The sequence below is a fragment of the Blautia sp. HA3515 genome (assembly GCF_059933065.1).
On record NZ_JAYFUY010000062.1, the window covers coordinates 1 to 25,925 of the forward strand.

Below are 25,925 nucleotides of genomic sequence, written 5' to 3' on the forward strand. Positions count from 1 at the left end.
AGTTTATCTGGTGATCTCCCATCTGGCAGGGCTTTTAAGACTTCGGATTTCCTTACCTTGGTGCGTTTACCAGGAAGAATAAAGCCCAGGGAGTAGGGGATGGGATTTTAGGATACCATTTCGGCTTCGCAGGTACAGGCCTGTGTTTGCCAGCAGAAAAGAAAGAATCCGGCTGAAAAGGAGAAAACAGTAATGAAAATGGAAGAAAATAACAGGATTTCTCACAAACAGCTTTATTATCAGATCGTGCTTACGTTTACATCCCCGTTACTTCTGGGACTTTTTGGAAAAGGAAGACCTGCAGGGATCTGGGGAATCCTGGGTACGGCAGCAGTGGAGATCTTGTTGTTCCTTTATCTGGTATTTCTCATCCGGCTGGCACCCTTTTGCACAAATCTGAAAAAATATGCAGGGACAGGGGGAGGCATTGTGATCGCCTTGTTTTTGTCAGTATATGTGATCTTAACCTGCGGGTATCTGCTGCATATGCTTGCAGTGATCGTACCGGAGAGTCTGACAAACCAGATCAGCGGAAAATGGATCGCTTTTCTTGCGGTGTTAGTCTGTGCCATGGGAATCCATAAAGGGATGCAAAGACGGGGGCGTATGGCAGGAGCCAGTGGCGGCCTGTATTTGGCAGCAGTTATTTTGCTTATGGTACTGACCGCATTTCAGGGAAGGAAGGATTATCTTGTACAGATGATAGAGGATTCTGTTGCAGCAGGCCTGGAGTTTAAAGATGGATTTTATATTCAGTTGTGTGCCTTTTCAGGAATCGGTCTTCTGCCTTTTTCCCTGCCTTGCGTGGAAAAGCAGGGCAGCAGCGGAAAAGTCCTGGCCTGTGGGATATTGACCCTGGGCGGGATCCTTGTGGGAATGGAACTGCTTCTGCCCTCTGTTTTTGGATGGAACAGGGTTTTGCAGGAGGAATATCCGGTGCTGCCTCTTTTGGCAGGTGCCAATCTGCCGGGCAATGTGCTGGCAAGATTTGATGTGATCTGGATGGGAATCCTGGTGTATGGGCTTTTATTTTCTATAGGAAGCCTTCTTCATTACGGGGATCAGATCCTGAAAAATGCCAGGCTTGGAACCGGCAGATACTGGCTGGCAGGTGCTGCTTATGCTGTTTCCCTGACGAAAGTAAAGGGGCTTGGCATTGAGGGAGTTTTTGAACCCTATCTGGAGTATGTTTTCCTTCCAGGGCTTTTACTTCTGCAGATTTTTCTCATGGTGCGGAACCGGGGAAAATGGAAGAGAAAAGGTCTGGCAGCTGTGGGGATGGTTTTAAGTATATGCTTATTTGCAGGGGGATGCGGTGGTGTTGAACCTGAAAAAAGAATTTATCCGCTGGCCTTAGGCGTAGATCTGGATGAAAAAAAGAATTATGTTTTCACCTATGGGATGCCGGATATGATGCGGGCTACCGGACAGGATAAGGCAGGAGAGGAAGGCGTGGGCAGTCTGACTGTTTCAGGCAGCAGTTTTGATGAGATTGAACAGGCATATCTGCAGATCACAGGGAAAATATCTGGATCTGGGGCATTTGCAGATTCTGGTACTCGGAAATTCCATGCTGGAAAGGGAAAACTGGAGGCACCTGGCAGATTATCTGAGGCAGGAGCTTTATGTAGGGGAAAATATTTACGTATTTCAGGCGGAAAGCGGCCAGAAGGCTGTAAGCTGGAGATCCGGTACAGAAAGCTCTCTTGGAGAATGGGTGCAGGGGATCATGGAGAATACCCAGTGGGACAGAAGGCCTGACGGGATCACTTTGCGGGACATTTACTATGATTTTTATACAGGAAAAGAACTACAGAAGCTGCCGGTGATCCGTGTGGAAGGAGAGCAGATACGGGTGGATTTTCCAGGGCAGAATAAACAGGAAAAAACAGGGAATACTTAAAGGAAAGAAGCAGGAGGTACGCAAGGTGATAAGGTGGTTAAGGCGAAAAAGCACCCGGCTGTGTCTTTCCCTTCTGGCAGGTCTTCTGGCAGTGGGATTTACAGGAAATACAGCGGATATGGGAAATACACAAAAGCCTCACAGTATAGTGGCATGGTGGGGGCTTTTGTATCCTGATTTTTGCAGGATTCCGGCGGAAGAATGGAAAGAGGAGCAGGATGTGGAGGATACACAGCCGGAATATGTCTTTTGGATTGTGGAATTTATAAAGAATCTGTAAGCGTATCAGGGAAATAAATGTGGGGTTTTGTGGATATTCGTGACTTTTATGTTGGGATTATGGGATTTATATGGAAATTTATTACTTTTTATGTTGGGATTTATAGAATTTATATGGAATTTTATGACGATTTTATTGACATATATTTATATTTTCAATACAATTAAAATAATAATAATCACAAGAGGGGAGAGGAACAACATGAAAAATCGTTTGATATCACGAGTATGTTCCGTGCTTTTAACGGCTGCAATGCTGGTGACTTCTGCACCTGCATCTGTATTTGCAGAAAGCATAGGAGAAGAGGGCGTTTTCACGGATGTGGAAGCAGAAAATGACTTTGCAGAACCGGAAGTAGAGGATGCACAGGAGCCGGAAAGTGAAGTTGTGGAGGATGTGGCAGAGGAGCCGGAAGCAGAGGCAGATCAGCTCTTTGATTTTTCAGATGGAGCCACTGTCCAGGGGACAGATCCTGTCCTGGCTGATGGCCAGGTGGACGTAGACCAGGTAGCATCTGTGTCTATAGATATGCTTCATGCACAGACTGAATTTTATGAACATCTTACTGATCCCTGCAGGATCGTAGGTGCGGTACTGCATATTACTTACGGGGATGGTTTTACAACAACGCTCACATTTAACCAGTACAGCTCTACAGTTGAAGATAATGATAAGGGATATCAGTGGACCTATACTTATGAAAAAGATGGACAGCCGGTAAGTGGTATGCTGGCTGCAGGTACATATGACCTGGTTCTTACAGGCAAAGACATCCGTGGGAAGGGAAGACCGGATGTTACAGTGACAGAGGGGATCCGTTCGATCACCATAAAGCCCAGAAGTGAAGCACCAAAGCTTACTGTAGGTGATGAGAATCATGATATTGCAAGTCCGGCAGACGGAAGGGATTCCTGGTATCAGCTCACAGTTCCCAAAACAGGTATTTATGTTTTTGAACCAGTGGGGGATTATGTAGATGTGATAGAGGAGAATGGTGACAGTCTTACCGGAGTTGACCGGCTGTTTACACACCCTCATGAATTTACCAGCGTTGCTTATCCGATGACAGCGGGGAAAATATATTATGTGAACTTTAGAGGTAACATCAGCATTTGTGATGATGACGGGTATCATTCATCAAATACGGCTTCCCAGATGAAAATATATCAGATTCCGGGGATTTCGTCTGTTGAAGTAGATGATACAAATGTGCAGAAGGAATTTGTGGCGAACCAGGATGCTATTTCTTTTAGGGGCGCAAAGGTACATATAAATTATGATAACGGAACATCTTATGACCTTGAGTATTATAGTGGCAGTGTGTATGACAAATACGGAAATGATTTTTCAGAGTATATCATAACAGATGATGGTGTTTCTGGAGGCGAAGCTGAGCTGGAAGCAGGAAAATACAAAATATACTTTACCTGTAACGACCAGACCGTGGGTCAGCAGAACGGATACGATATCCGGGTGATCCCATTAAAGGAAGTGCGTACTTTACAGTCCGGTTCCAATTCAGATATAGAGGGTTGTTCAGGAAGGAACTACTGGTATCAGTTTACTCCCGAGGAAGACGGCACATACAAAATATATCCTATGTCCATCAACAGCTGGATCTATCCGGAAAAAGAAGATTCTTCCAGTTATAATAACAGTGATGCACTGGACTATGTTTCAGAGGATGATAATAAGGATACCGGTCTTGGTTGGACTTATGAGCTGAAAGCAGGAACCACTTATTATCTGAAATTTTCTGATCGTCTGTACACAGGTATTGATGAAAATGGCTATCATAAATATGCAAATAAGGCAGACCTGCAGATTAGACAGGTTCCCCATGTGCAGTCTGCAAGCACAACCTTGTATCGCACAGAACTTACAGAACGCTGGTCCAATACCTGGCAATCAGAAAGTGTTCTTCATGTTATATTCAGTGACGGAAACACAGAGAATCTGGATTTTGATGAAAGGACAGACTCTCTTGGAAATAAATACAGCAAATACTTCCAGGATATTTCGGATGAAGAGGGAGAAGAGTATGCGATAGGCGCTTTTTTGCACGCAGGTACTTACAAACTGATCGTAAAATGTAACGGCAAGCCCCTGCCCCTGGATAAAGAATATACCATTCATGTGAAGGCTTTGAGTGAACTTACAGAGCTTCATGAAGGGGAAAACAAGGATGTAAAATTCTATAAGACTACCAGTGACCAGAGATATGCATGGTACCGTTTTACAACAAAGGATGCAGGAAATTATGTGATCCATGGCAGCAAAGAGGTTTCTTCTGTAGTCCGTGAAGATTTTGGAAATGATTACACAGACATTGCTTGGGGAGAAACCAATGACGGAGATCGGGTTTATACCCTTGAAGGAAATAAAACCTATTACATAGGCCTTGGATATGGCTGGATGGACGTGTCCGAGACAGTACGTGATCTTACCATCACGAAGAAAGAGGATGCACCGGATGTTTCTTCTGCAAGCCTGGAGCTTGGCAGCATGGACTACACAGAAAGGCTGGATGCGGTTTATCTGAATGGTACATTGACTGTTCATTATGCAGACGATACAGAGAAAAAATTTACCTTTAACGGCAGAGATAACAGAGAAGCGGTTGATGAAGATTACGGATGTGTTTATACTTACAAACTGCAAAGATCTGATGTGGAAGACGGGGCAGAAGTGGCACCTGGGAACAGCCTGGAGGCAGGAACCTATAAGATCCTTATAAGCTGTAACGGAAAGCAGATTACAACCATGGATCAGACATACACCTTCCAGGTGAAAGCAGTTTCACAGCTTACAGAGCTTACGGTAGGGATCAATAATGGAGTGAACAGCCCTGCAGGTAAATGTTGTTGGTACAGATTTACAGCACCGGTATCCGGGAAATTCAATTTGGAGATTGATACAGAGGATGGGGATGCTGAATTTGGTAATGTCGGTGTTTACCAGTTGCTGGATGATTTTGAGGATCTGATCCGTCCGTCTATGAATGCAGACAGTTATAAAACCTACGATCTTGTACAGGGTACAACCTATTACATTGGTTTCAGTGGAAAGGTATTAATCGGCTATGACGACGAAGGCGATGACATGTACGCCAATGTTTTCAATCTGAAGCTTACATATGTAAAAGAAGTAAAAAAGGCTTCTGTAGAGTGGAAACTGGAAAACAAGATGGCAGCGTATGTAGATGTGTTCTATCTGCTTGGTACCTTACATGTTACATATCAGGATGACACAACAGAAGATGTGGAAATCCGCACCAGTGAGGATAATCGGGATACAGTGGGCAACAGCTACGAGCTGTATGCAGAAAAAGTCAGTGTGGATACAGATTCTTCTGCACGCTATCCGGCAGGAACTTATAAAGCAGTGATTTATGTTAATGACTTTGATCCGCTGACCATCGAAAATGAAGAAGACTGCATGATCCAGGTATTGCCTGTAGATCAGATGGTTCTTGGCACTTTAAAAATGGGCACCAACGAAAATATTAAAAATCCATTAGAGTATCGTAATGCCTGGTATACCTTCACACCGGATCACACAGGTGCTTATGTGTTTGATCCGGCACTGCGGCCGGTTATCTATGCTATGGAAGGCAAAAAGCCTGTAGCTCAGCGGGAAATAGCGAACACTTCCGATTGTACTGTAAGATATAACCTGACAGAGGGGATCACCTATTATGTTGGCTTTAACGGGGGATTTGTTGTAGGAATTGATCCGGATGACCAGCATTTGATCTGCACAGATATTGGAACTGTCAACATTCAGGAATATCAGTCAGAAGACCAAATATGGGATAAGATGGATGAAATCGACAGTACGCTGGAAGATATTTTGGAAAACATTGATGAAGATACAGAGGAATTAACAGAAGAGCAGAAGGAACGAATCAATGATTCTGTAAAAGACCTCATTTCCATTGACAATGAAGAACTGGCTTCCAGAGGCAACTTGAATAATGTTCTTCCAATATCAGAGAAGCTGGCAATAATGGCCAATGAGAATATTACAAACACTGTTACCGAGGTAACAGATAAGGTGGGCGAGATCCAGGTTACAGGAGCAGCGCTGACTGCTTTGGATGCTGCGTCTGCCGGAACCAGCCAGGATCAGGTACTGGCAGCCAAGCTGACAGTAAAGGAATCAGGTAATACTTACGGTTATACACCAGGTAACAGTCTGGTACTTAGTATTAAGCTGTCTGTAGTGGATACAAAAAATAATAACCAGGTAGTGGAAGGAAAAGAAAACATCCAGCCATCTGCACCAATCCGTGTAACAATGCCGATCCCAGGATGGAATGGATCCGGATAATATGAAGCTGATCCACGTACTGGGGGATGGTACGAGGGAAGAACTGCCATTTGATTATGATGAAGAGGACATGACCGTTACTTTCCTTATCAGTTCCCTTAGTGATTATATTTTTACTGAAGAAAATCAGGGCAGTGATATTTGTACAGCTCACGTACCAAATGAAAACGGATGGGTTACTGTAAAGGAGCCAACCTGTAAAGAGGCAGGTCTGAAAAAGACTACATGTATTAAGTGTAACACACCGGTAGAGGCAGTGATCCCTGCAACCGGAAATCACAGCTATACAATGGAAGTTGGCGGTAAAGCAGCTACCTGTAGTGAGAATGGTTACAAGACCCTCAAGTGTGCAACCTGTGAGGAGACAACTCAGACAGTGATTCCTGCAACCGGTAATCATCAGGCAGGAGAATGGACAGTGGTTCAGGAGGCAACTGCTCTTGTGGCAGGAAAGAAGGTACAGAAATGTACGGTATGCCAGAAAGAACTGAACGTACAGGAAATTCCTGCATTGCCCGCAACAATTACTATGTCTGTTGGTGCAAAGAAAACGGTGCCTCTGAAGGTAAAACAGTCTTACACTGTGAAAGTAAGTGGTCTGGCAAAGGGCGATAGTGTTGACCGCTTTGTCAGCAGCAAACCAAAGGTTGCAGCAGTAAGCAATAAAGGAAAGATCACAGGTAAGGCAGCCGGTACTGCAGTGATCACAGTGAAACTGAAAAGCGGATATTCTGTATGGTTCAAGGTGAAGGTACAGAAAAAGGCAGTAAAGACTACTGCTTTGACAGTTACAGATGCTGCTACAGGCAAGAAAGTTGCAAAGAGCGTAAAGCTTGGAAGAAACAAGAAGCTGAAGCTGCAGGCAGCAGTTGCACCTGTGACAAGTCTTCAGAGGGCAACATATACTTCCTCCAACAAGAAGGTTGCCCAGGCTGCTAAAAATGGCGTGATCACAGGTAAAAAGGCCGGTACAGCTGTGATCACAGTAAAAGCAGGGAATAAAACCTGTAAGATCAAAGTAACTGTTAAATAAGGTGCAGGGTTTTTCTGTTTACATGGGCAAGACTTTTCTGTTTACATGGGCAAGGCTTTTTCTGTTTACAAGGGCAGAGGCTGACTGTCTTGCACTTGGGCTGATTTGGTGGTAAAATGATTCAACAATCCTAAGATGCAGGGGACAGATTCTGCCCTGAATCCATGAGAACGGAGAATTAATAATGAAGATAGATAGAGATGCCCCTGTTGGAGTATTTGATTCCGGGATAGGCGGGTTGACTGTGGCAAGAGAAATCATGCGTAATCTTCCTTCGGAGAAAATCGTATATTTTGGTGATACAGCCAGAGTTCCATATGGAAGTAAATCAAAGGAGACGATCGTCAGATATTCCAGGCAGATCATCCATTTCCTTAAGGAACAGCAGGTAAAGGCTATTGTCATAGCCTGCAATACAGCCAGTGCCTTTGCTCTGGATACAGTAAAGGCAGAGCAGGATATACCGGTGCTTGGAGTGATCGAGGCCGGTGCCAAGGTAGCTGCATCAGTGACCAGGAATCACCGCATTGGTGTGATCGGCACAGAAGGCACCATTGGCAGTGGGATCCATGCAGAATATCTGAAAAAGCTGGATCCGAAGATCACAGTGATCGGCCGGCCCTGCCCGCTGTTTGTACCTTTGGCAGAAGAAGGCTGGACCCATGATCCTGTAACCACCCAGGTAGCCGAAAGGTATCTGGAGGATCTGAAAAAAGAGAATATTGATACACTGATCCTTGGCTGTACCCATTATCCATTGCTGAGATCCACCATCGCACAGGTGATGGGAGATGGTGTACGCCTTGTGAATCCTGCCTATGAGACAGCGTTGGAGCTGGGACGGCTTTTGAAAGAAAAAAATATGCTCAGTGCAGGAACAACCCAGGAGGATTTTCCTTATAGATTTTTCGTCAGCGATCTGGCAGACAAATTTACAGGATTTGCAAATTCCATCCTGCCCTATGATGTGTCTATGACAAAGAAGATCGACATAGAGAAATACTAAAAGGACCGGCACAAGAACAGGGACATAACAAAAACAGAGAATTATAACACAGGAGCAGGATGCATATCAAAAAGGTCAGTTCCGGTGTAATGCCCAAAGATATATCAGAAAAGGAAATGAACATAACATGGAAAAACAGGTGCTGGTGCATGTAAGCGGACTGCATATGATGGAAGGAGATGGACAGGAGGAACCGGTAGAGATCGTGGTTCCGGGGGAACACTATTTCCGCAATGGCAGCCATTATGTGCGTTATGAAGAAATGCTGGATGACAGCAATAAACCAACGGTAAATTATATCAAGATCTCCCCTAAGGGAATGGAGGTACGTAAGAAAGGCCTGGTGAATACTCATATGGTCTTTGAACAGGGAAAGAAGAATGTGGCTTTTTATACCACACCCTTTGGCACGCTGCAGATGGGGATCGCTGCTACGAATTTGGAATTTAAAGAAAAAGAAGGATGTCTGGATATGAAAGTGGACTATGCCCTGGAAATGAATGAGGGTTATGTGGCTGACTGCTGTCTTTCTATTCTGGTAGAAGAAAAGAACGATCATTTTGCTTTATAGAAGATGTTGAAGATCCTGGGTAATCCGGATCTCCCAATAAAAAACCTGTATATACAGCCTGGGAAGCAGGTCTGTGTATACAGGTTTTTGTATACGGTTTTAACTTGTTCAAAATGTCCACGCAGCGTGTAGGTATTTTGTATGGTGCCGAAATACGGCTTATTTCTTTTTCTTATTTTTCTTGCCGGTTGTATTGGTATTAGCTGCTGCAGCATTGGCTTTCTTTGCAGATTTGCCGGACTGCTTTGGCTGAGCCTGAACTTCCGGAGTCTTGTCTTTTTTGAAGCGGGCAAAAAAGCCTTTTTTCTTCTTGACTGGAGCCTCCAGAGTACCATGGATACCCTTAACACCTACAATATATAATCCGCTGACTTCTGCCTTGATCTCTTTCTTTACCGGGATCAGGTCAAAAACCTTTTCGTCTGCGATCAGGATAGAAATCTTCGGGCCGACTTTTGCTTTTACGATCGGCAGTTTGGAACGGCGCAGAAGCTTTGGGAGTCTGGTCAATGACCATCTGTGGAAGACCGGACTGCTTCAGCGGCAACCGTTTTTTGTCAATGACCAACATGGAAACCGTCTGTTTGGAAGCTTCGATCTGTGCCTGCTGCCTCCTCTTGCTTCTTCTGGGTCTTTTTTCCGAAAAAATACAAGCCGATCAACAAGCCTACCAGAACAACCAGAATGACAAGAAGGACGATAGTTACTGTACTCATATACGCATCCTCCTGTGTGTAATTTGTAATAATGCTCACGCAAAGTTTATTTTAACATTGTTTGAGGTAAAACGCAATTATTAAAATAAAATTAAAACGGAATAGGAATGTAGAATTTAGGGGAATAAACGGTTATAATAAAAAATACGATATTGGGAATCATACAGATAAGAAGAACTTTTTGGACGGATGCTTTTGTATCGTTCATGAAGAAGAAGGAGTATATTGAATGAGGGAGATGAAGCCGGGACAGGAGGACAGCAGGGAGATTAAGGACGAACTGCAGCTTCCTGAGGAAGAGAAGCCAGGATTCTGGGGAGACAGTTTGGCTGATTCCGGGAAACGGATACAGATGAGAAGGCTGAAGCGGCTTATTATGAAGCACGCAGACAGGAACGGCATGAGCGGATCCTGCTTCGCAGAAAGAGAAGAAAGAGGAACAGGATTCTTGGATCGGTTCTTGCTATATTGGTATTGTTTACCTGCGGAGGGATTCTATTCCGTAAGGATATCGGGAAGCAGTTTGTCAGGATCCGGACGGCTGTGATCAATGGAAGTAAGAAGACCGGTAATAAGAACAGTACAGATAAAGATATTGATGTGGCGGCAGTGACCGGGACTACACCTACACCAGAGGTGACAGAGGAAGCAACGCCCACGCCGGAAGTAACAGAGGAAGCAACGCCTACGCCGGAGGTAACAGAGGAAACAACGCCCACGCCGGAGATAACAGAGGAAGCAACGCCCACGCCGGAGGTGACAGAGGAAGCAACGCCCACGCCGGAGGTAACAGAAGAGGTTACACCAACCCCGGATCCAGCGGCAGCTGCAGAGGCAGAGCGGATCCAGCAGGTACTGGCCCAGGCAGAGAACTGTGCAGTTCAGTACGACTATGACCAGGCGCTCAGCATTCTTCAGAATGATGCTGCTTACGGAAGCAGCCCTGATATGCAGCAGGCTGCAGCTGGTTATCAGCAGACAAAGGATGCCTGTGTGGCATGGAGCCCTGAGCAGGTAACACATATCTTTTATCATTCTCTGATCGTAGATCCATCAAAGGCTTTTGATGGAGATTACAAACAGGGCGGTTACGACCAGGTCATGACCACTATGAGTGAGTTTAACCAGATCACCCAAACCATGTATGACAAAGGTTATGTGATGGTGAGCATTTATGACCTTGCCCAGATAGATGAGAATGGTGTGATGCAGGGAAAAGAGGTGTATCTGCCGGAAGGGAAAATCCCGTTTGTGCTTTCGCAGGATGATGTGTGTTATTATCATTCACAGGACGGGGATGGGATTGCCACAAAAACTGGTGGTAGATGGAGATGGCAGGGTTCGGAATGAATACGTGGAGGATGACGGGAGTATCTCTGTGGGGGATTATGATGTGGTTCCCCTGATCGACCGTTTTGTTGAAGCACATCCGGACTTTTCCTATCATGGAGCCAAGGGCATTGTTGCACTTACCGGATATAACGGGATCCTTGGATACCGTACAGATATCAGTTATCAGACCAGGCCGGATGACCTGAATGATGATAAGAAGGCCTGGCTGGATGCACATCCGGATTTTGATCTGGATACAGAGCGTGCAGGGGCAAAGGCAGTAGCAGATGCTATGAAAGCTGAGGGCTGGATCTTTGCCAGCCATACCTGGGGGCATAAGAATATGTCCAGTGTTTCCATGGAACGGCTTGTGACAGATACGCAGAATTTTAAGGAGAATGTGGATCCACTGATTGGCGGTACAGATATTATTATCTTTGCATTTGGCGCAGACATTAATGGTGGCGGCGATTATACCGGAGACGAGAAGTTTGAATATCTGAAGTCACAGGGCTACAATTATTACTGTAATGTGGACTCCAGCAGATATTTTGTACAGATCCTGGACGGTTATTTCCGTATGGGCCGCAGGAATGTGGATGGGTACAGGATGTACTACAATCCGGAGATGCTGTCAGATCTGTTTGACGCATCTGCTGTGTTTGATCCTTCAAGACCCACACCGGTACCGCCTATGGGCTGACACCTGGGGGTATCATGATAAAGATGGCATAAACAGGAGAAAGGAAGACTGAAATGAAACGAAAAACATGCGTGGCAGTACTTGCCATGTGCCTGATGCTGGCAGCTGGCTGTGGAAATAACGGAAGCAGCAATGCAGACAGCACAAAGACAGAGGACACCAAAACCGATACAGCACAGGATACAGATGGGAACAAGAGCAGTCAGGACTCAGACACCCGTCTGGTATCTGTAGATGATATAGATAAATATATTACACTGGGTGAATATAAGGGAATTGTCCTGACGAAAAGTAATGTGCAGGTTACAGATGAAGATGTGGACAACCGTGTTACAGAGAATCTGAAGAACAATATGAAGGAAGTTACCCAGAAGGGGGCTACTGTCCAGGACGGAGATGCAGTTACCATTAATTTTGTAGGCAAGAAAGACGGAGTGGCTTTTGAAGGCGGATCAGGGAACAATTATGATCTGACCATCGGAGATGGCACCATGATCCCAGGCTTTGAAGAAGGTATTATCGGTATGAAGAAAGGTGATACCAAGGATGTTGAAGTTACATTTCCGGAGAACTACAGACAGACAGATCTGGCAGGGCAGGATGCTGTATTCCAGATCACTTTGCAGAGCTTTCGGAGAGCGCCTGAGTTTACAGATGAGTGGGTGACTGATAATACCGATTATGCCAATATGGAAGAATACAAGGCAGGGGTGCGTACCCAGCTGGAGGCAGAGGCTGTAACAAATGCAGATCAGGCTTTGAAGACTCAGGCATGGTCACAGGTGTTTTCCAATTCTGAGATCAAGGAATATCCTCAGGCTGATATGGATGAGGCTTCTGCAGAGTACAAACGTCTGGTACAGAAGTATGCAGATCAGGCAGGGATGAAGCTGGAAGAGTTTGTAGAGTCTCAGGGACTGACTACCGAAGATTTTGACAGCCAGTGCCAGTATTATGCACAGCAGAAGGTAAAACAGAATCTGATCGTCCAGAAGATTATGGATGCCGAGGGCATTACGTTGGATGATGAGGAATGTCTGGCTATTCAGGATCAGATCCTGCAGCAGTCAGGTGCAGGAGATATGGCTGCATTGATCGATACTTACGGACAGGCAGCAGTGGATGAGACGATTGGACTTTTGCGTATCGAAGATTTCCTGGTAGCCAATGCCAACGTGGAGCAGGCCGAAGCAGCAAATACAGATGCGGCAAATACAGAGACAGCAGATACAGAAGCAGCGAATACAGATACAGCAAATACAGACACAGCAGATACAAATGCAACAGGTGCAGATGGTACGGAGGCTCAGTGATGATCATTCAGGGCGGTACGGTGTTCCAGGAGGACGGAAGCTTCCGCAGACAGGATGTGTATATTGAAGGACACAGGATCGTATCCGGTCAGGAGCAGCTGACAGACTGCACGGTGATCGATGCAAAGGGACTGCTTGTTTTGCCGGGACTGATAGATATCCATACCCATGGAGCCGACGGACACGATTATTCTGACGGAGATATGGAGGGACTGAAGGCTATCCTGAGATATGAAAGGCGGCACGGGATCACATCCTGCTGTCCAACATCCATGACATTGCCTGAAGATAGTCTGAAGGATATTTTTATCAACATCCGCAGTCTGGGAGAATACCGGGAAGGGGCAACCGTTCAGGGGATCAATATGGAGGGACCTTTTCTTGATCCTGTCAGGAAGGGCGCACATAAGGAAGGTTATATCCTAAAGCCAGATCCTGAACTGTTTGGCAGGCTGAATGGGTATTCCGGCGGACAGATCCGCATTATGACCCTTGCACCCAATGCAGAAGGGGCAATGGAGTTTATCCGGGAATTTCATGATCAGGTATGTATTTCCCTTGGACATACATCAGCAGATTATGATATAGCCAGGGCAGCCATGCAACAGGGAGCACATCATGTGACCCATCTGTTTAATGCTATGGAGCCTTTGGGACATAGGGCACCAGGGCTGATCGGTGCGGCCCTTGATGATCCTGAATGTATGGTAGAGCTTATCTGTGATGGGATACACGTACATCCCTCAGTAGTGAGAGCTGCATTTCATATGTTTGGCTCTGAGAGGATGATCCTGATCAGTGATTCCATGATGGCAGCCGGAATGGAAGACGGTACTTATCATCTGGGCGGCCAACTGGTACAGGTACAGAATAAAAAGGCACTTTTGCAGGACGGCACGATTGCCGGCTCTGCGACTAATCTTTTTGACTGTATGAAGAAGGCAGTATCTTTTGGGATTCCGCTGAAGGACGCTGTTTTTGCAGCAACCAGGAATCCGGCAAAGAGTATAGGGATCTATCACAGAACCGGATCAGTAACAATTGGAAAGGAAGCAGATCTTCTTCTGGTAACACCGGAATTGGATCTTATTCAGGTAATATGAGTATAGAAGTGGGATGTTAATCCTGCCATATGCGAATAATTATACAATCGGTTAATCATAGTTAAGAGTGGGGTTATTGGTGAAATGAACAGAAGAACAGCACGTGAGAGGATGCGCAGGAAAAAGCGCCAGATGAGACGAAGGAAGATCATCAGGCTTGCCACATATTTGGTGGCTATGGTTCTGGCAGTGGTATTTGTGGTAAGAGGGATCATTATTCCCATTGCCAACCGTATCAGTGGAAAGGATGAAAGCAAGTCAGTAGAGGTACAGGCCAATATATCAGCGGATCCGGATGCAGCCATCCGCCAGCCTTTAAAGGGGCAGCAAGATACGGCCAAGGTGGCATATGTGGCTCCCGGATGGCATGAAGATGAAAATGGCAAGTGGTATCAGAATGCGGATGGTACATATTATGCAGGAGGGCTTCAGGATATTTCCGGAACCAAATACTGCTTTAATGATAATGGTTATGTTCAGACCGGCTGGGTATCAAAAGGAATAAAGGATTACTATTTTAATGAAGATGGATCTTATGACCCCACTCAGAAGCGTAAATTACTTTGCCTTACTTTTGATGATGGGCCGGGACAGTATACAGATGATCTGTTGAACTGTCTGGAAGCGAACAATGCACATGCCACGTTTTTTATGCTTGGACAAAATGTGGCCAATTATCCGGAACAGGTACAGCATATCCTGAAAGCCGGATGTGAGATCGGAAGCCATTCTTATGATCATCCTAATCTTAAAAATCTGGATCTGGATTCTGTAAAGAAACAGTTTACCGATACAGATGACCTTCTGATCAAAGCCTGTGGCCAGGCGGCAACGGTGGCCAGGGCGCCTTATGGAGAATGGAATCAGGATATCATTGATACTGTTGGAAAGCCGTTTTTTACCCTGGAGTGTGGATTCCAGGGACTGGGATTATAAGGATGCAGACCTGGATTATAAGTCCGTTATGGAGGGGGATCTGTCTGATGGAAGTATCATTTTGATGCATGATATTCATCAGCCTACAGTAGAGGCTGCAAAGAGGATCATTCCGGAACTGGTGGCACAGGGCTATAAGCTGGTTACAGTAAGCGAGATGGCTCAGGCCAAAGGAGTGCACTCTGCAGATGGCATCCTATTCTGATTTCTGGCAAAGTTCTTTTGATAAGGGGATCATTGCCGGGCTTCTTCTGATGGAGGAGATACTTCTGGCGAAAGTACAGATGGAAATACTGACGGAAGTACAGATGGCAATACGGATGAAAGCGGCGAATAACTGGAATAGTCAGAAATAACAGATTTATGCATAAAATACAAGAATATGGGAGGGTATGTTGTCATTTAACATTGACGCATTGCCCTCCCATTGGTATAATATTGACTATGAGGCGGTTCTATAATATGACTTTTTTGAACAAAGTGCATAGATACAGACGGAAAAGGTATGGGATCGCCCAAATTACGATCCGGCAGATATTACAGAGCAGGAAAATGCCGGATGAGCGGACTTAAGAGCAGGAGGCATAAAACATTGAGCAAATGGTATGAAGAAGCAGTATTTTATCACATGTATCCAATCGGTATGACAGGTGCACCCAGGCAGAACACACAGGAGGAAGTGACACACTGTTTTCCGGAGCTTATGGAGTGGCTTCCGTATGTTCAGTCATTAGGCTGCACTGCGATTTATATAGGACCATTATTTGAGTCTACTTCCCATGGCTATGATACCAGAGACTATAAGCTGGTTGACCGCAGACTGGGAGACAATGAGGATTTTAAAGCTTTTGTTGCAAAAGCGCATGAGTTGGGAATCAAGATTGTTGTGGATGGCGTATTCAACCACACAGGCAGAGAATTTTTTGCATTTAAGGATATTCAGCAGAACAGGGAAAATTCCCCATACTGTTCCTGGTTTAAGGGGATCAATTTCGGATGGAATTCCCCGTATAATGACGGATTTGGCTATGAAGCATGGCGGAATTGTTTTGAACTGGTCAATCTGAATTACTGGGAGCCAAAGGTAAGGGAGTATATCCTTAGTGTGATCGGCTTCTGGATCGATGAATTTGATATTGATGGTATCCGTCTGGACTGTGCAGACTGTCTGGAATTTTCCTTTATGGAGGAGATGCGCCGTTATACCAATGAGAAAAAAGCGGATTTCTGGCTGATGGGTGAAGTGATCCATGGGGATTACAGCCGCTATGTAAGTGCAGATAAGCTGGACAGCGTAACCAATTATGAACTTCATAAGGGTCTTTATTCAGGGCATAATGATCACAATTATTTTGAGATCGCACATACCATCCGCAGGGAATTTGATGCTAACGGAGGCATTTACAAAGGACTGAAGCTGTATTCCTTTGTAGACAACCATGATGTGGACAGGATTGCTTCCAAGCTGAATGTACCAGGACATATTTATCCGGTACATACCCTGTTGTATACACTTCCAGGTATTCCATCCTTGTATTATGGCTCGGAATGGGGCATTCAGGGAAGAAAAGAGGGGGCAAACGATGATCCTCTTCGTCCAGCAGTAGATCTGAAGGAGGCCCTTGAGCATGTGCCGGATCCAAAGCTTCTTCAGTGGGTAAAAACACTGGGACGTATCCACAAGGAACAGCCTGCATTGTCTGAAGGACGGTATCAGGAGCTGCTTCTTACAAACAGACAGTATGCATTTGCAAGGATTCTGGGAGATGAAGGCGTGATCGTTGCTGTGAATAATGACGATAAAGACGCATACTTAAGCATCCGTGTTCCGATGCAGGGTAAGACATATACCAGTCTTCTGGACGGATCGATAATAAAAGAAGAAAACGGTGCCCTTCAGGTGAAGCTTGCACCTAATGAGAGCTTTTTGGCAGCTATGCGCTGACAGGTCAATAAATGTTTTCTAGGAGGTAATCTGTATGGGAGAGAAAATGCAGTTCACAGAGCTGGATCAGTATCTGTTTGGACAGGCAACGCATTATGATATTTACAAGAAGCTGGGAGCCCATCCGGTTTCTTATGGCAGACAGAAAGGCGTATATTTTGCTGTATGGGCGCCGAATGCACAATATGTATCCGTGATCGGCGAGTTTAATGACTGGGATACCCAGGCAAATCCCATGGAAAAAGCCGGACCTATTGGTGTTTTCCAGGTTTTTGTGCCTGGAGCCAGAGAGGGGCAGCTGTATAAGTTTTATATTGTGGGGATGCATGGCGAAGAGCTTTATAAGGCAGATCCATATGCAAATGCAGCCGAGATGCGTCCGGGAACTGCCTCCCGCATTACAGATATTTCCTCATATAAATGGAATGATGGTGTATGGATGAAGAACCGCCCCCGGTTTAACGAAAAAAAGGATGCAATGGCAATTTATGAGGTGCATCCCGGCTCCTGGATGAAGCATCCAAGCACTGAGGACAACAGAGAAGGCTTTTTCAATTACCGGGAATTTGGTGAGATGCTGGCCAAGTATGTAAAAGAAATGGGATATACCCATGTAGAACTGATGGGGATCGCAGAGCACCCGTTTGACGGCTCATGGGGGTATCAGGTTACTGGCTATTATGCACCTACTTCCAGATATGGCACGCCACAGGACTTTAAGTATATGATCGATTATCTTCATAGACAGAAGATCGGTGTGATCCTGGACTGGGTTCCGGCTCATTTCCCCAAGGATGCCCATGGACTGGCTAATTTTGACGGTACAGCAGTTTATGAGCATGAAGACCCAAGACAGGGGGAGCATCCGGACTGGGGCACTAAGATACTACAATTACGGACGTCCGGAGGTAAAGAACTTCCTGATCGCCAATGCACTTTTCTGGATCGAAGAATGCCATGTAGACGGCCTGCGTGTAGATGCAGTAGCGTCCATGCTTTATCTGGATTATGGCAAGAGTGACGGTCAGTGGGTAGCCAATAAGTACGGCGGCAATGAGAATCTGGAGGCGATTGAATTTTTTAAGCACCTGAATACGGTTGTCCTTGGAAGAAATCATGGGACTGTGATGATCGCCGAAGAGTCTACGGCATGGCCTAAGGTAACTGGCAAAGCAGAGGATGGCGGTCTTGGATTTTCCCTGAAATGGAACATGGGATGGATGAATGATTTCCTGGAATATATGAAGCTGGATCCTTATTTCCGCAAGGATAATCACAACAAGATGACCTTTGCCATTACATATGCTTACAGTGAGAAATATGTGCTGGTGCTTTCTCATGATGAGGTGGTTCATCTGAAATGCTCCATGCTCAGTAAGATGCCAGGTGAATTGGAGGACAAATTCAAAAACCTGAAAGTCGGATATACATTTATGATGGGGCATCCTGGTAAGAAGCTGCTGTTTATGGGACAGGATTTCGGACAGCTGCGGGAATGGAGTGAGGAGCGGGAGCTTGACTGGTTCCTCCTTCAGGAAAAGGAGCACCGGGATCTGCAGAGCTTTGTTAAGGATCTGCTGTATATTTACAGGAAGTATCCTGCCGCTCATGCCACGGATAGTGATCCTCAGGGATTTGAATGGATTAATGCAGACGATGCTTACAGAAGTATTTTCAGCTTTGTGCGCAAGTCGCCTACCAAGAGAAACAATCTTCTTTTTGTATGTAATTTTACACCGGTTGCAAGACCGGACTACCGGGTTGGCGTGCCAAGACTTAAGCAGTATACACAGCTTATGGATGAAAATGGAAGAACCTGGAAGAAGGTATTTGGCAGTGAAGCAGGAGTGCGACAACAGGCCATATTCGTTTGCGTATCCGCTGCCTGCATACGGGATCGCTGTTTTCCAGTATTAAGCGGAAAGGAGTTTGTCATATTCATGGCAAAACACCTCGCGGGATATTACCTGTGAACAGTAACTTTTACCGATCTTTTTTTCTGTATTAAGTGAACCTGCTCTTGCTTTTTAGGAAAAGTTAGGGTATAATGAGCGCGAAATAGATGTAGCTGTTAGAATACTGAACAGTTATATTAATCAGGAAAGCGTAGAGTTTGAAAGGAGATATTAGCATGAAAGTATCCAATATTAAAGACGTTGATAAATTTTTTGAAGTAGTTGACAGCTGTGCAGGTAAAGTTGAGCTTGTTACAGGCGAAGGCGACAGACTGAATCTGAAGTCCAAATTATCTCAGTATGTATCTCTGGCAAACATCTTCTCCAATGGCGAGATCCCGGAGCTTGAGATCGTAGCATACGAGAAAGAAGACATCGAGAAGCTGATGAACTTCATGATCAACGGCTGATTTAGAGCGAGCCGCTGTGAACCGTAAGGTAGTGTTTTATTTATTGCGAAGAGAGCATTTTCTTCGACTTAGATAAAAGAATATCAGGCTGACGTTTCTAAGAGATACAGATACTTTCCGGTGACTGCGAGGATATGGAGCAGTTACGTTTACAGTATTATGATCAGGGACGTCGGCCGTCGTTTTATGCATGAACCAGGGGGCGCAAGCGTTTCCTGGTCAAGTTGCGTTCATGGATCAAATCCAGAACAGAAAGGAAAATAAAATGGTAAAGATTGATATTGTTTCAGGATTTCTTGGAGCTGGAAAAACAACTCTTATCAAAAAGCTGTTGAAGGATGCATTTCAGGGCGAGCAGGTTGTTTTGATCGAGAATGAATTTGGCGAGATTGGCATTGACGGCGGTTTCCTGAAAGAAGCAGGGATTCAGATCCGTGAAATGAATTCCGGATGTATCTGCTGCTCTCTGGTCGGCGATTTTGGAGCATCCTTAAAGGAAGTTGTAGAGAAGTACCATCCGGACCGTATCCTGATCGAGCCATCCGGTGTTGGCAAGCTGTCTGATGTGATCAAGGCTGTACAGGGTGTGGAAAAAGAAGTTGACATAACACTAAATAGCTATACAACTGTTGTTGATGCAAAGAAATGCAAAATGTATATGAGAAATTTTCGGTGAGTTTTTCAACAACCAGGTAGAGTATGCCGGGGCTATCATTATGAGCCGTACAGATATTGTGGATGAAGAAAAAGCCACAAAGGCAATGGAGCTTTTAAGGGAGATTAATAGAGTGCTGCCATCAGACCACACCTATCGAGAAGCTGGAAGGTAAGAAGCTGCTGGAGGTTATGGAGCATCCTGTATCTCTGGAAGAAGAGCTTTTGAAAGAGGAGCATGAGCATCATCATCACCATGACCATGATGAAGAGTGTGGCTGCGGGCATGACCATGAACACGAGCATGACCATGAGCACCATCACCATGATCACGATGAAGAGTGCGGCTGTGGGCATGACCATGAGCATCATCATCATGACCATGATGAAGAGTGTGGCTGCGGACATGACCATGAACACGAGCATGACCATGAGCATCATCATCACCATGATCATGATGAGGAATGCAGCTGCGGCTGTGGACATGATCACCACCATGACCATCATCACCATCATGCAGATGAAGTATTTACAAGCTGGGGCCGTGAGACCATTAAGAAATACACCAGAGAAGCGCTGGAGAAAATGCTGGAAGCACTGTCCGCATCTGAGGAATATGGTATCATCCTTCGTGCAAAGGGAATGCTGCCTGCAGAAGATGGAACATGGATTTATTTTGACATGGTTCCGGAAGAAACAGAGATCCGTGAAGGTGCACCTGAATACACCGGTCGTCTCTGCGTGATCGGATCCAAGCTGAATGAAGAGAAACTGGCACAGCTTTTTGGATTGAATGCATAAGGCGGAGGATAGACCATGGATGAGATCAGGGTTCCTATATATTTGATCACAGGATTTCTGGAAAGCCGGTAAAACCACTTTTCGCAGATTTACCCTGGATCAGGACTATTTCCAGATCGATGGAAAAACACTTCTCATACTGATGGAAGAGGGCGAAAGAGGAATACGATACCAAAGCCCTTGCGAAAAATAATACAGTGGTAGAAGTGATCGAAAAAGAAGAGGATCTGACTACAGAGCGCCTGGAGGCAATGGAGATCATCCATCAGCCGGACAGAGTGATCATTGAATATAATGGTATGTGGCTGGTCAGCAAATTCTATGACATGAAGCTGCCCTTTGGCTGGGGTGTGGAGCAGCAGATCACCTGTGTGGACGGAAGTACGTTTCAGGTATATATGGCAAATATGAAGTCCATTTTTATGGACATGGTGAAATATACGGACATGGTAGTATTTAACCGGTGCAAGAGAGAAGATCCGCTGGCTAATTACCGGAGAAGCATTAAGGTTTCCAACCAGAGTGCAGAAGTGATCTTTGAAGATGAAGAAGGGGAGATCGATGATATTTTCGGGGATCAGATGCCCTTTGACGTAAATGCTCCTGTGATTGAGATTCCGCCTGAGGATTACGGTATCTGGTTTGTGGATGCAATGGATCATCCGGATACTTATGTTGGAAAAACTGTCCGGTTTAAGGGACGGGTTATGAAGCCCCGCGGAATGGGCAGCAAATTCTTTGTACCAGGAAGGATCGCCATGACCTGTTGTGCAGACGATACCACATTCCTTGGCTTTGTATGCAAAAGTGCATTTGCACCTAAGCTGAAAGAAAAGGAATGGGTGGAGGTTACTGCAAAAGTGGCTTTTGAAAGACGAATGGAATATCAGGGAGATGGCGTGGTTCTTTATGCAGAGAATGTTACGCCATGTGAGCCGCTGGAAGAAGAAATGGTATATTTTAATTAGATAGCATGAGGACAATATGTATTTAATAGTTGGTTTGGGAAATCCAGGAAGACAGTACGAGGCAACCAGGCATAATATGGGGTTTGACACAGTTGACTGTCTGATCGAAAAGCATAATGTACCGCAGGGCGGCGTAAAATTTAATGCAATGTATGGAAAAGGGATCATAGGCGGAGACAAGGCCATTTTGATGAAGCCTCTTTCCTTTATGAATCTTAGCGGAGGCCCTGTCCGTGACATGGTGAATTTTTTCAAGATCGATCCTGAAAAGGAGTTGATCGTGATCAGCGATGATATTGATCTGGAGCCGGGGCAGCTGCGAATCCGTAAGCAGGGCAGCGCAGGCGGTCATAATGGATTAAAAGACATTATCCAGAAGCTGGGCACTCAGAATTTTGTCAGGATCAAAATCGGCGTAGGTGCTAAGCCCCAAGGCTGGGATCTGGCGGATCATGTGCTGTCCAGATTCCCGGACAGTGAACGTAAGCTGGTGGATGAAGCGATCCGGGAGGCGGCAGACGCTGTTGAAAAAATTATTGCACAGGGACCGGATGCGGCCATGAATGAATATAATCGGAAAAAGAAAATATGAAAACATTTATTCAACCTTTACACAATCTTGCAGAGTTTGAAGAAATACAGAAATCTATAAAAAATAACAAAGGGGTGTTGCTGTTGACCGGCTGCACCCTTTCTCAAAAAGCGAATATGATCCACGGACTGTCTGACATGTTCCGGCGTCGTCTGGTGATCTGTGAAGACTGAAAAAAGAGCAAAGGAACTATATGAGGACACACGTTTTTATGATAAAACAGTGTTGTATTATCCGGCCAAGGATCTGCTTTTTTTTCAGGCGGACATTCACGGAAACCTTCTGATCCGTCAGCGGATGCAGGTGATCCAGGCGCTTCTTGAGAGGGAAGAGGTTACGGTTTTTACCAGCATTGACGGCTGCATGGATTATCTGATGCCCCTGGATAAAATACAGAATCGGGTGCTTCATTTTTATAATGACAGTGTGATCGATATGGAGCAGCTGAAAAAATCCCTGGTAGAGCTGGGATATGAGCGTGTAGGACAGGTGGAGATGCCGGGACAGTTTTCAGTCCGTGGAGGCATTGTGGATATTTATTCGCTGACAGAAGAAAATCCATGGCGTATAGAGCTATGGGGAGATGAAGTGGATTCTATCCGCAGCTTTGATGCAGAAAGCCAGCGGTCTTTGGATAACCTGGAAGAAATCATGATCTATCCGGCAGCAGAGAAAACGCTGGACAAAGGCATGGTATCTTTTCTGGATTACTTCCCGGAAGAGGAAACTTTGATTTTCCTGGATGAGCCTAACCGGCTGACAGAAAACGGCCAGGCTGTGGAAGAGGAATATCAGCAGAGCCTGATGCACAGGGAGGAAAAGGGGAACAGAAGCTTCCGGGACAGTGGCTGTGCAGGTTTGAGGATGTAAAGAAAAACCTGAACAAAAGAAACTGTATCGCCCTATGTGCTTTGGAACCAAACCTGGAAGGCTGGAAATTTACGGATAACTTCGGGCTGACGGTTCAATCTGTAAATTCCTACAACAGCAGCTTTGAGCTCCTTGTAAAAGACCTTTTTAAATATAAAAAGCAGGGATATCAGATCGCTTTATTATCCGGCTCACGTACCAGGGCAGAAAGGCTGGCAAAGGATCTGCAGGCAGAAGGCCTGAATGCTTTTTACAGTCAGGATTATGACCGGGTGATCCAGCCGGGAGAGATCATGGTGCTGTATGGCCATGCAAGCAGAGGCTTTGAATATCCTCTGGTAAAATTTGCAGTGATGACGGAGACGGACATCTTTGGCCAGGAGCAGAAAAAAAAGAAAAAACGAAAAAAATATAATGGCAATCATATCCAGGATTTTTCCGAGCTTTCCATTGGAGATTATGTAGTCCATGAAAAGCATGGATTGGGGATCTACCGTGGGATTGAGAAGGTAGAAGTGGATAAGATCGTCAAGGACTATATAAAGATTGAGTACAGAGACGGAAGCAACCTGTACATTCTGGCTACTCAGCTGGATGCCCTGCAGAAATACACTGGTGCAGATGCAGACAGGAAGCCTAAGCTGAATAAGCTGGGAACACAGGAATGGCAACCGTACCAAAACAAAGGTACGGGGAGCCGTAAAGAATATTGCAAAAGAGCTGGTGGAGCTGTATGCCGCCAGGCAGGAAAAGGAAGGGTACGTATGTGGCCCGGATACTGTATGGCAAAGGGAATTTGAGGAAATGTTTCCCTATGAGGAAACGGACGATCAGCTGATGGCCATTGAAGATACTAAGAAAGATATGGAAAGCACCAAGATCATGGATCGCCTTGTATGTGGCGATGTAGGGTATGGAAAAACGGAGATTGCCCTGCGTGCGGCCTTTAAGGCTGTACAGGAAAGCCGTCAGGTGGTGTATCTGGTTCCTACTACAATCCTGGCTCAGCAGCATTACAATACTTTTGTACAAAGGATGAAAGAATTTCCTGTACGTGTGGATCTGTTGTGCCGGTTCCGCACGCCTGCCCAGCAGAAGAAAACACTGGATGATCTGAAAAAGGGACAGGTGGATATTGTGATAGGTACCCACAGAGTCCTTTCTAAGGATGTGAAATTTAAAAACCTTGGTCTTCTGATCATTGATGAGGAGCAGCGCTTCGGGGTTGCACATAAAGAGCGGATCAAGCAGATGAAGAAGGATGTGGATGTGCTGACACTTACCGCCACACCTATTCCAAGAACCCTTCATATGAGTTTGATCGGGATCAGGGATATGAGTGTGCTGGAAGAACCGCCCATGGATCGTATGCCTATCCAGACATATGTGATGGAGTATGATGAAGAGACTGTCCGGGAAGCCATCAAAAGAGAGCTGCGCCGTGGCGGACAGGTTTATTATGTATATAATCGGGTGACAGATATTGATGAAGTAGCTGCCAGGATCGGAAAGCTTGTTCCGGATGCCAGGGTGGATTTTGCCCATGGACAAATGAGCGAGCGGGAATTGGAACGGGTGATGTATGGTTTTATAAGCGGTGAGATCGATGTACTGGTTTCCACTACGATCATTGAAACAGGACTGGATATTTCCAATGTGAATACGATGATCATTCATGACTCAGATAAGTATGGGCTTTCTCAGCTTTATCAGCTGCGGGGGCGTATTGGCCGCTCCAACCGGACGGCATATGCATTTCTGATGTACAGGCAGAACCGTATGCTGAAAGAAACAGCAGAAAAAAGATTGTCTGCTATAAGGGAGTTTACAGACCTGGGAAGTGGGTTCAAGATCGCCATGCGGGATCTGGAGATCCGCGGAGCAGGGAACCTTCTTGGAGCACAGCAGCATGGCCATATGAATGCAGTAGGTTATGATCTGTACTGCAAGATGCTTAGTGAAGCAGTCAAAGAGGCTAAGGGCATTCAGACGATGGATGATTTTGAAACAACCATAGACCTTGTAATGGATGCATTTATCCCGGATACGTATATATCCAATGAGTTTCAGAAGCTGGATATTTACAAACGGATCGCAGGGATAGAGTCTCAGCAGGATTATGATGAAATGCTGGAAGAGCTGATCGACCGTTTCGGGGAACCGCCAAAAGCAGTATTAAACCTTCTGGCCATTGCCAGACTGAAGGCACTGGCACATCAGGCATATGTTACGGAGATCAAACAGACATCCAGGGAGTGCAGGATCACCTTATATGAAAATGCAAAGATTAATCCGGCAGGGATTCCGCCGCTTATGGAGAAATACAGACGGTCCCTGCAGTTTAAAAATGATCAGACTCCTAAATTCCTGTTTGCACCTGTAGGACCTGTGGTTCCTGCACTTACCCGGGTTTGCAGAGGAATTGCTGGAACTGGTGGAATAAGGGGAACAACCAAGCACAGGCGGTCCCAGACCTTTTAACCCTGGTATCATCAAAATTCA

General features: G+C 45.4%; 17 protein-coding genes and 6 pseudogenes. 22 read left to right on the forward strand and 1 reads right to left on the reverse strand.

Annotation, left to right across the window (positions count from 1 at the left end; genetic code table 11):
- Positions 1 to 198: 198 nt before the first annotated feature.
- From R1Y93_RS04745 to R1Y93_RS04775, 7 genes and pseudogenes are all read left to right on the forward strand, one after another.
- Positions 199 to 1,029, forward strand: a pseudogene (locus tag R1Y93_RS04745) (GerAB/ArcD/ProY family transporter); the annotation flags it as partial.
- Positions 1,030 to 1,486: 457 nt separating this feature from the next.
- Positions 1,487 to 1,903 (forward strand): Ger(x)C family spore germination protein, encoded by a 417-nt coding sequence (locus tag R1Y93_RS04750; protein ID WP_500821826.1) that lies wholly within the window; start codon positions 1,487 to 1,489, stop codon positions 1,901 to 1,903.
- Between the two features lie 25 nt (positions 1,904 to 1,928).
- Positions 1,929 to 2,183 (forward strand): hypothetical protein, encoded by a 255-nt coding sequence (locus tag R1Y93_RS04755; protein ID WP_500821828.1) that lies wholly within the window; start codon positions 1,929 to 1,931, stop codon positions 2,181 to 2,183.
- A gap of 201 nt (positions 2,184 to 2,384) precedes the next feature.
- Positions 2,385 to 6,515 (forward strand): hypothetical protein, encoded by a 4,131-nt coding sequence (locus R1Y93_RS04760; protein ID WP_500821829.1) that lies wholly within the window; start codon positions 2,385 to 2,387, stop codon positions 6,513 to 6,515.
- A complete protein-coding gene (locus R1Y93_RS04765; protein ID WP_500821831.1) occupies positions 6,502 to 7,548 on the forward strand; it encodes an Ig-like domain-containing protein in 1,047 nt (348 codons plus the stop codon). Before R1Y93_RS04760 ends, R1Y93_RS04765 begins: the two co-directional genes overlap by 14 nt.
- A gap of 184 nt (positions 7,549 to 7,732) precedes the next feature.
- Positions 7,733 to 8,554 (forward strand): glutamate racemase, encoded by an 822-nt coding sequence (gene murI, locus R1Y93_RS04770; RefSeq protein ID WP_500821833.1) that lies wholly within the window; start codon positions 7,733 to 7,735, stop codon positions 8,552 to 8,554.
- A gap of 127 nt (positions 8,555 to 8,681) precedes the next feature.
- A complete protein-coding gene (locus R1Y93_RS04775; protein ID WP_158420887.1) occupies positions 8,682 to 9,125 on the forward strand; it encodes a YwiB family protein in 444 nt (147 codons plus the stop codon).
- Between the two features lie 159 nt (positions 9,126 to 9,284).
- Here the strand turns inward: R1Y93_RS04775 and R1Y93_RS04780 are convergent.
- Positions 9,285 to 9,841, reverse strand: a pseudogene (locus R1Y93_RS04780) (hypothetical protein).
- Positions 9,842 to 10,070: 229 nt separating this feature from the next.
- Here R1Y93_RS04780 and R1Y93_RS04785 point away from each other — a divergent pair.
- From R1Y93_RS04785 to mfd, 15 genes and pseudogenes are all read left to right on the forward strand, one after another.
- Entirely contained in the window at positions 10,071 to 10,388 is a 318-nt protein-coding gene (locus tag R1Y93_RS04785; protein WP_500821835.1) for a hypothetical protein, read from the forward strand.
- Positions 10,385 to 11,191, forward strand: a complete 807-nt coding sequence (locus R1Y93_RS04790; protein WP_500821836.1) for a hypothetical protein — start codon at positions 10,385 to 10,387, stop codon at positions 11,189 to 11,191. Before R1Y93_RS04785 ends, R1Y93_RS04790 begins: the two co-directional genes overlap by 4 nt.
- Positions 11,145 to 11,876, forward strand: coding sequence for a polysaccharide deacetylase family protein (locus R1Y93_RS04795; protein ID WP_500821838.1), 732 nt, complete (start codon positions 11,145 to 11,147; stop codon positions 11,874 to 11,876). The genes R1Y93_RS04790 and R1Y93_RS04795 overlap by 47 nt, the downstream gene beginning before the upstream one ends.
- A gap of 53 nt (positions 11,877 to 11,929) precedes the next feature.
- Positions 11,930 to 13,189, forward strand: coding sequence for a trigger factor (gene tig, locus R1Y93_RS04800; RefSeq protein ID WP_500821840.1), 1,260 nt, complete (start codon positions 11,930 to 11,932; stop codon positions 13,187 to 13,189).
- The gene (gene nagA, locus R1Y93_RS04805; protein WP_500821856.1) at positions 13,189 to 14,292 is read left to right on the forward strand and encodes an N-acetylglucosamine-6-phosphate deacetylase; all 1,104 of its coding nucleotides are present in this window, start codon (positions 13,189 to 13,191) and stop codon (positions 14,290 to 14,292) included. The genes tig and nagA overlap by 1 nt, the downstream gene beginning before the upstream one ends.
- Before the next feature lie 84 nt (positions 14,293 to 14,376).
- Positions 14,377 to 15,228: a polysaccharide deacetylase family protein gene (locus R1Y93_RS04810; RefSeq protein WP_500821841.1), complete on the forward strand. Its 852-nt coding sequence runs from the start codon at positions 14,377 to 14,379 to the stop codon at positions 15,226 to 15,228.
- On the forward strand, positions 15,203 to 15,433 hold the full coding sequence (locus tag R1Y93_RS04815; RefSeq protein ID WP_500821842.1) for a hypothetical protein: 231 nt from the start codon (positions 15,203 to 15,205) through the stop codon (positions 15,431 to 15,433). The genes R1Y93_RS04810 and R1Y93_RS04815 overlap by 26 nt, the downstream gene beginning before the upstream one ends.
- Positions 15,417 to 15,584: a hypothetical protein gene (locus tag R1Y93_RS04820; RefSeq protein ID WP_500821844.1), complete on the forward strand. Its 168-nt coding sequence runs from the start codon at positions 15,417 to 15,419 to the stop codon at positions 15,582 to 15,584. The genes R1Y93_RS04815 and R1Y93_RS04820 overlap by 17 nt, the downstream gene beginning before the upstream one ends.
- 236 nt (positions 15,585 to 15,820) lie before the next feature.
- Positions 15,821 to 17,173 carry an alpha-amylase family glycosyl hydrolase gene (locus R1Y93_RS04825; protein WP_500821846.1) on the forward strand — a complete coding sequence of 451 codons (1,353 nt, stop codon included), beginning with the start codon at positions 15,821 to 15,823 and terminating at the stop codon, positions 17,171 to 17,173.
- Between the two features lie 34 nt (positions 17,174 to 17,207).
- Positions 17,208 to 19,090: pseudogene (glgB, locus tag R1Y93_RS04830) on the forward strand (1,4-alpha-glucan branching protein GlgB).
- Between the two features lie 214 nt (positions 19,091 to 19,304).
- Positions 19,305 to 19,538 carry a polya polymerase gene (locus R1Y93_RS04835; protein ID WP_158420872.1) on the forward strand — a complete coding sequence of 78 codons (234 nt, stop codon included), beginning with the start codon at positions 19,305 to 19,307 and terminating at the stop codon, positions 19,536 to 19,538.
- Between the two features lie 265 nt (positions 19,539 to 19,803).
- A pseudogene (locus R1Y93_RS04840) lies at positions 19,804 to 20,993 on the forward strand (CobW family GTP-binding protein).
- Positions 20,994 to 21,008: 15 nt separating this feature from the next.
- A pseudogene (locus tag R1Y93_RS04845) lies at positions 21,009 to 21,961 on the forward strand (TIGR03943 family putative permease subunit).
- A gap of 16 nt (positions 21,962 to 21,977) precedes the next feature.
- The gene (pth, locus tag R1Y93_RS04850) at positions 21,978 to 22,553 is read left to right on the forward strand and encodes an aminoacyl-tRNA hydrolase (RefSeq protein WP_158420869.1); all 576 of its coding nucleotides are present in this window, start codon (positions 21,978 to 21,980) and stop codon (positions 22,551 to 22,553) included.
- Positions 22,550 to 25,904 (forward strand): annotated as a pseudogene (gene mfd / locus R1Y93_RS04855) (transcription-repair coupling factor). Before pth ends, mfd begins: the two are co-directional and overlap by 4 nt.
- Positions 25,905 to 25,925 lie beyond the last annotated feature (21 nt).

Coding starts and splice junctions, on each gene's coding strand:
- R1Y93_RS04820 (WP_500821844.1), top strand. CDS start 15,417: ATGGCATCCTATTCTGATTTCTGGCAAAGTTCTTTTGATAAGGGGATC.
- R1Y93_RS04810 (WP_500821841.1), top strand. CDS start 14,377: ATGAACAGAAGAACAGCACGTGAGAGGATGCGCAGGAAAAAGCGCCAG.
- nagA (WP_500821856.1), top strand. CDS start 13,189: ATGATCATTCAGGGCGGTACGGTGTTCCAGGAGGACGGAAGCTTCCGC.
- R1Y93_RS04765 (WP_500821831.1), top strand. CDS start 6,502: ATGGATCCGGATAATATGAAGCTGATCCACGTACTGGGGGATGGTACG.
- R1Y93_RS04775 (WP_158420887.1), top strand. CDS start 8,682: ATGGAAAAACAGGTGCTGGTGCATGTAAGCGGACTGCATATGATGGAA.
- R1Y93_RS04760 (WP_500821829.1), top strand. CDS start 2,385: ATGAAAAATCGTTTGATATCACGAGTATGTTCCGTGCTTTTAACGGCT.
- R1Y93_RS04750 (WP_500821826.1), top strand. CDS start 1,487: ATGAGATTGAACAGGCATATCTGCAGATCACAGGGAAAATATCTGGAT.
- pth (WP_158420869.1), top strand. CDS start 21,978: ATGTATTTAATAGTTGGTTTGGGAAATCCAGGAAGACAGTACGAGGCA.
- murI (WP_500821833.1), top strand. CDS start 7,733: ATGAAGATAGATAGAGATGCCCCTGTTGGAGTATTTGATTCCGGGATA.
- R1Y93_RS04835 (WP_158420872.1), top strand. CDS start 19,305: ATGAAAGTATCCAATATTAAAGACGTTGATAAATTTTTTGAAGTAGTT.
- R1Y93_RS04785 (WP_500821835.1), top strand. CDS start 10,071: ATGAGGGAGATGAAGCCGGGACAGGAGGACAGCAGGGAGATTAAGGAC.
- tig (WP_500821840.1), top strand. CDS start 11,930: ATGAAACGAAAAACATGCGTGGCAGTACTTGCCATGTGCCTGATGCTG.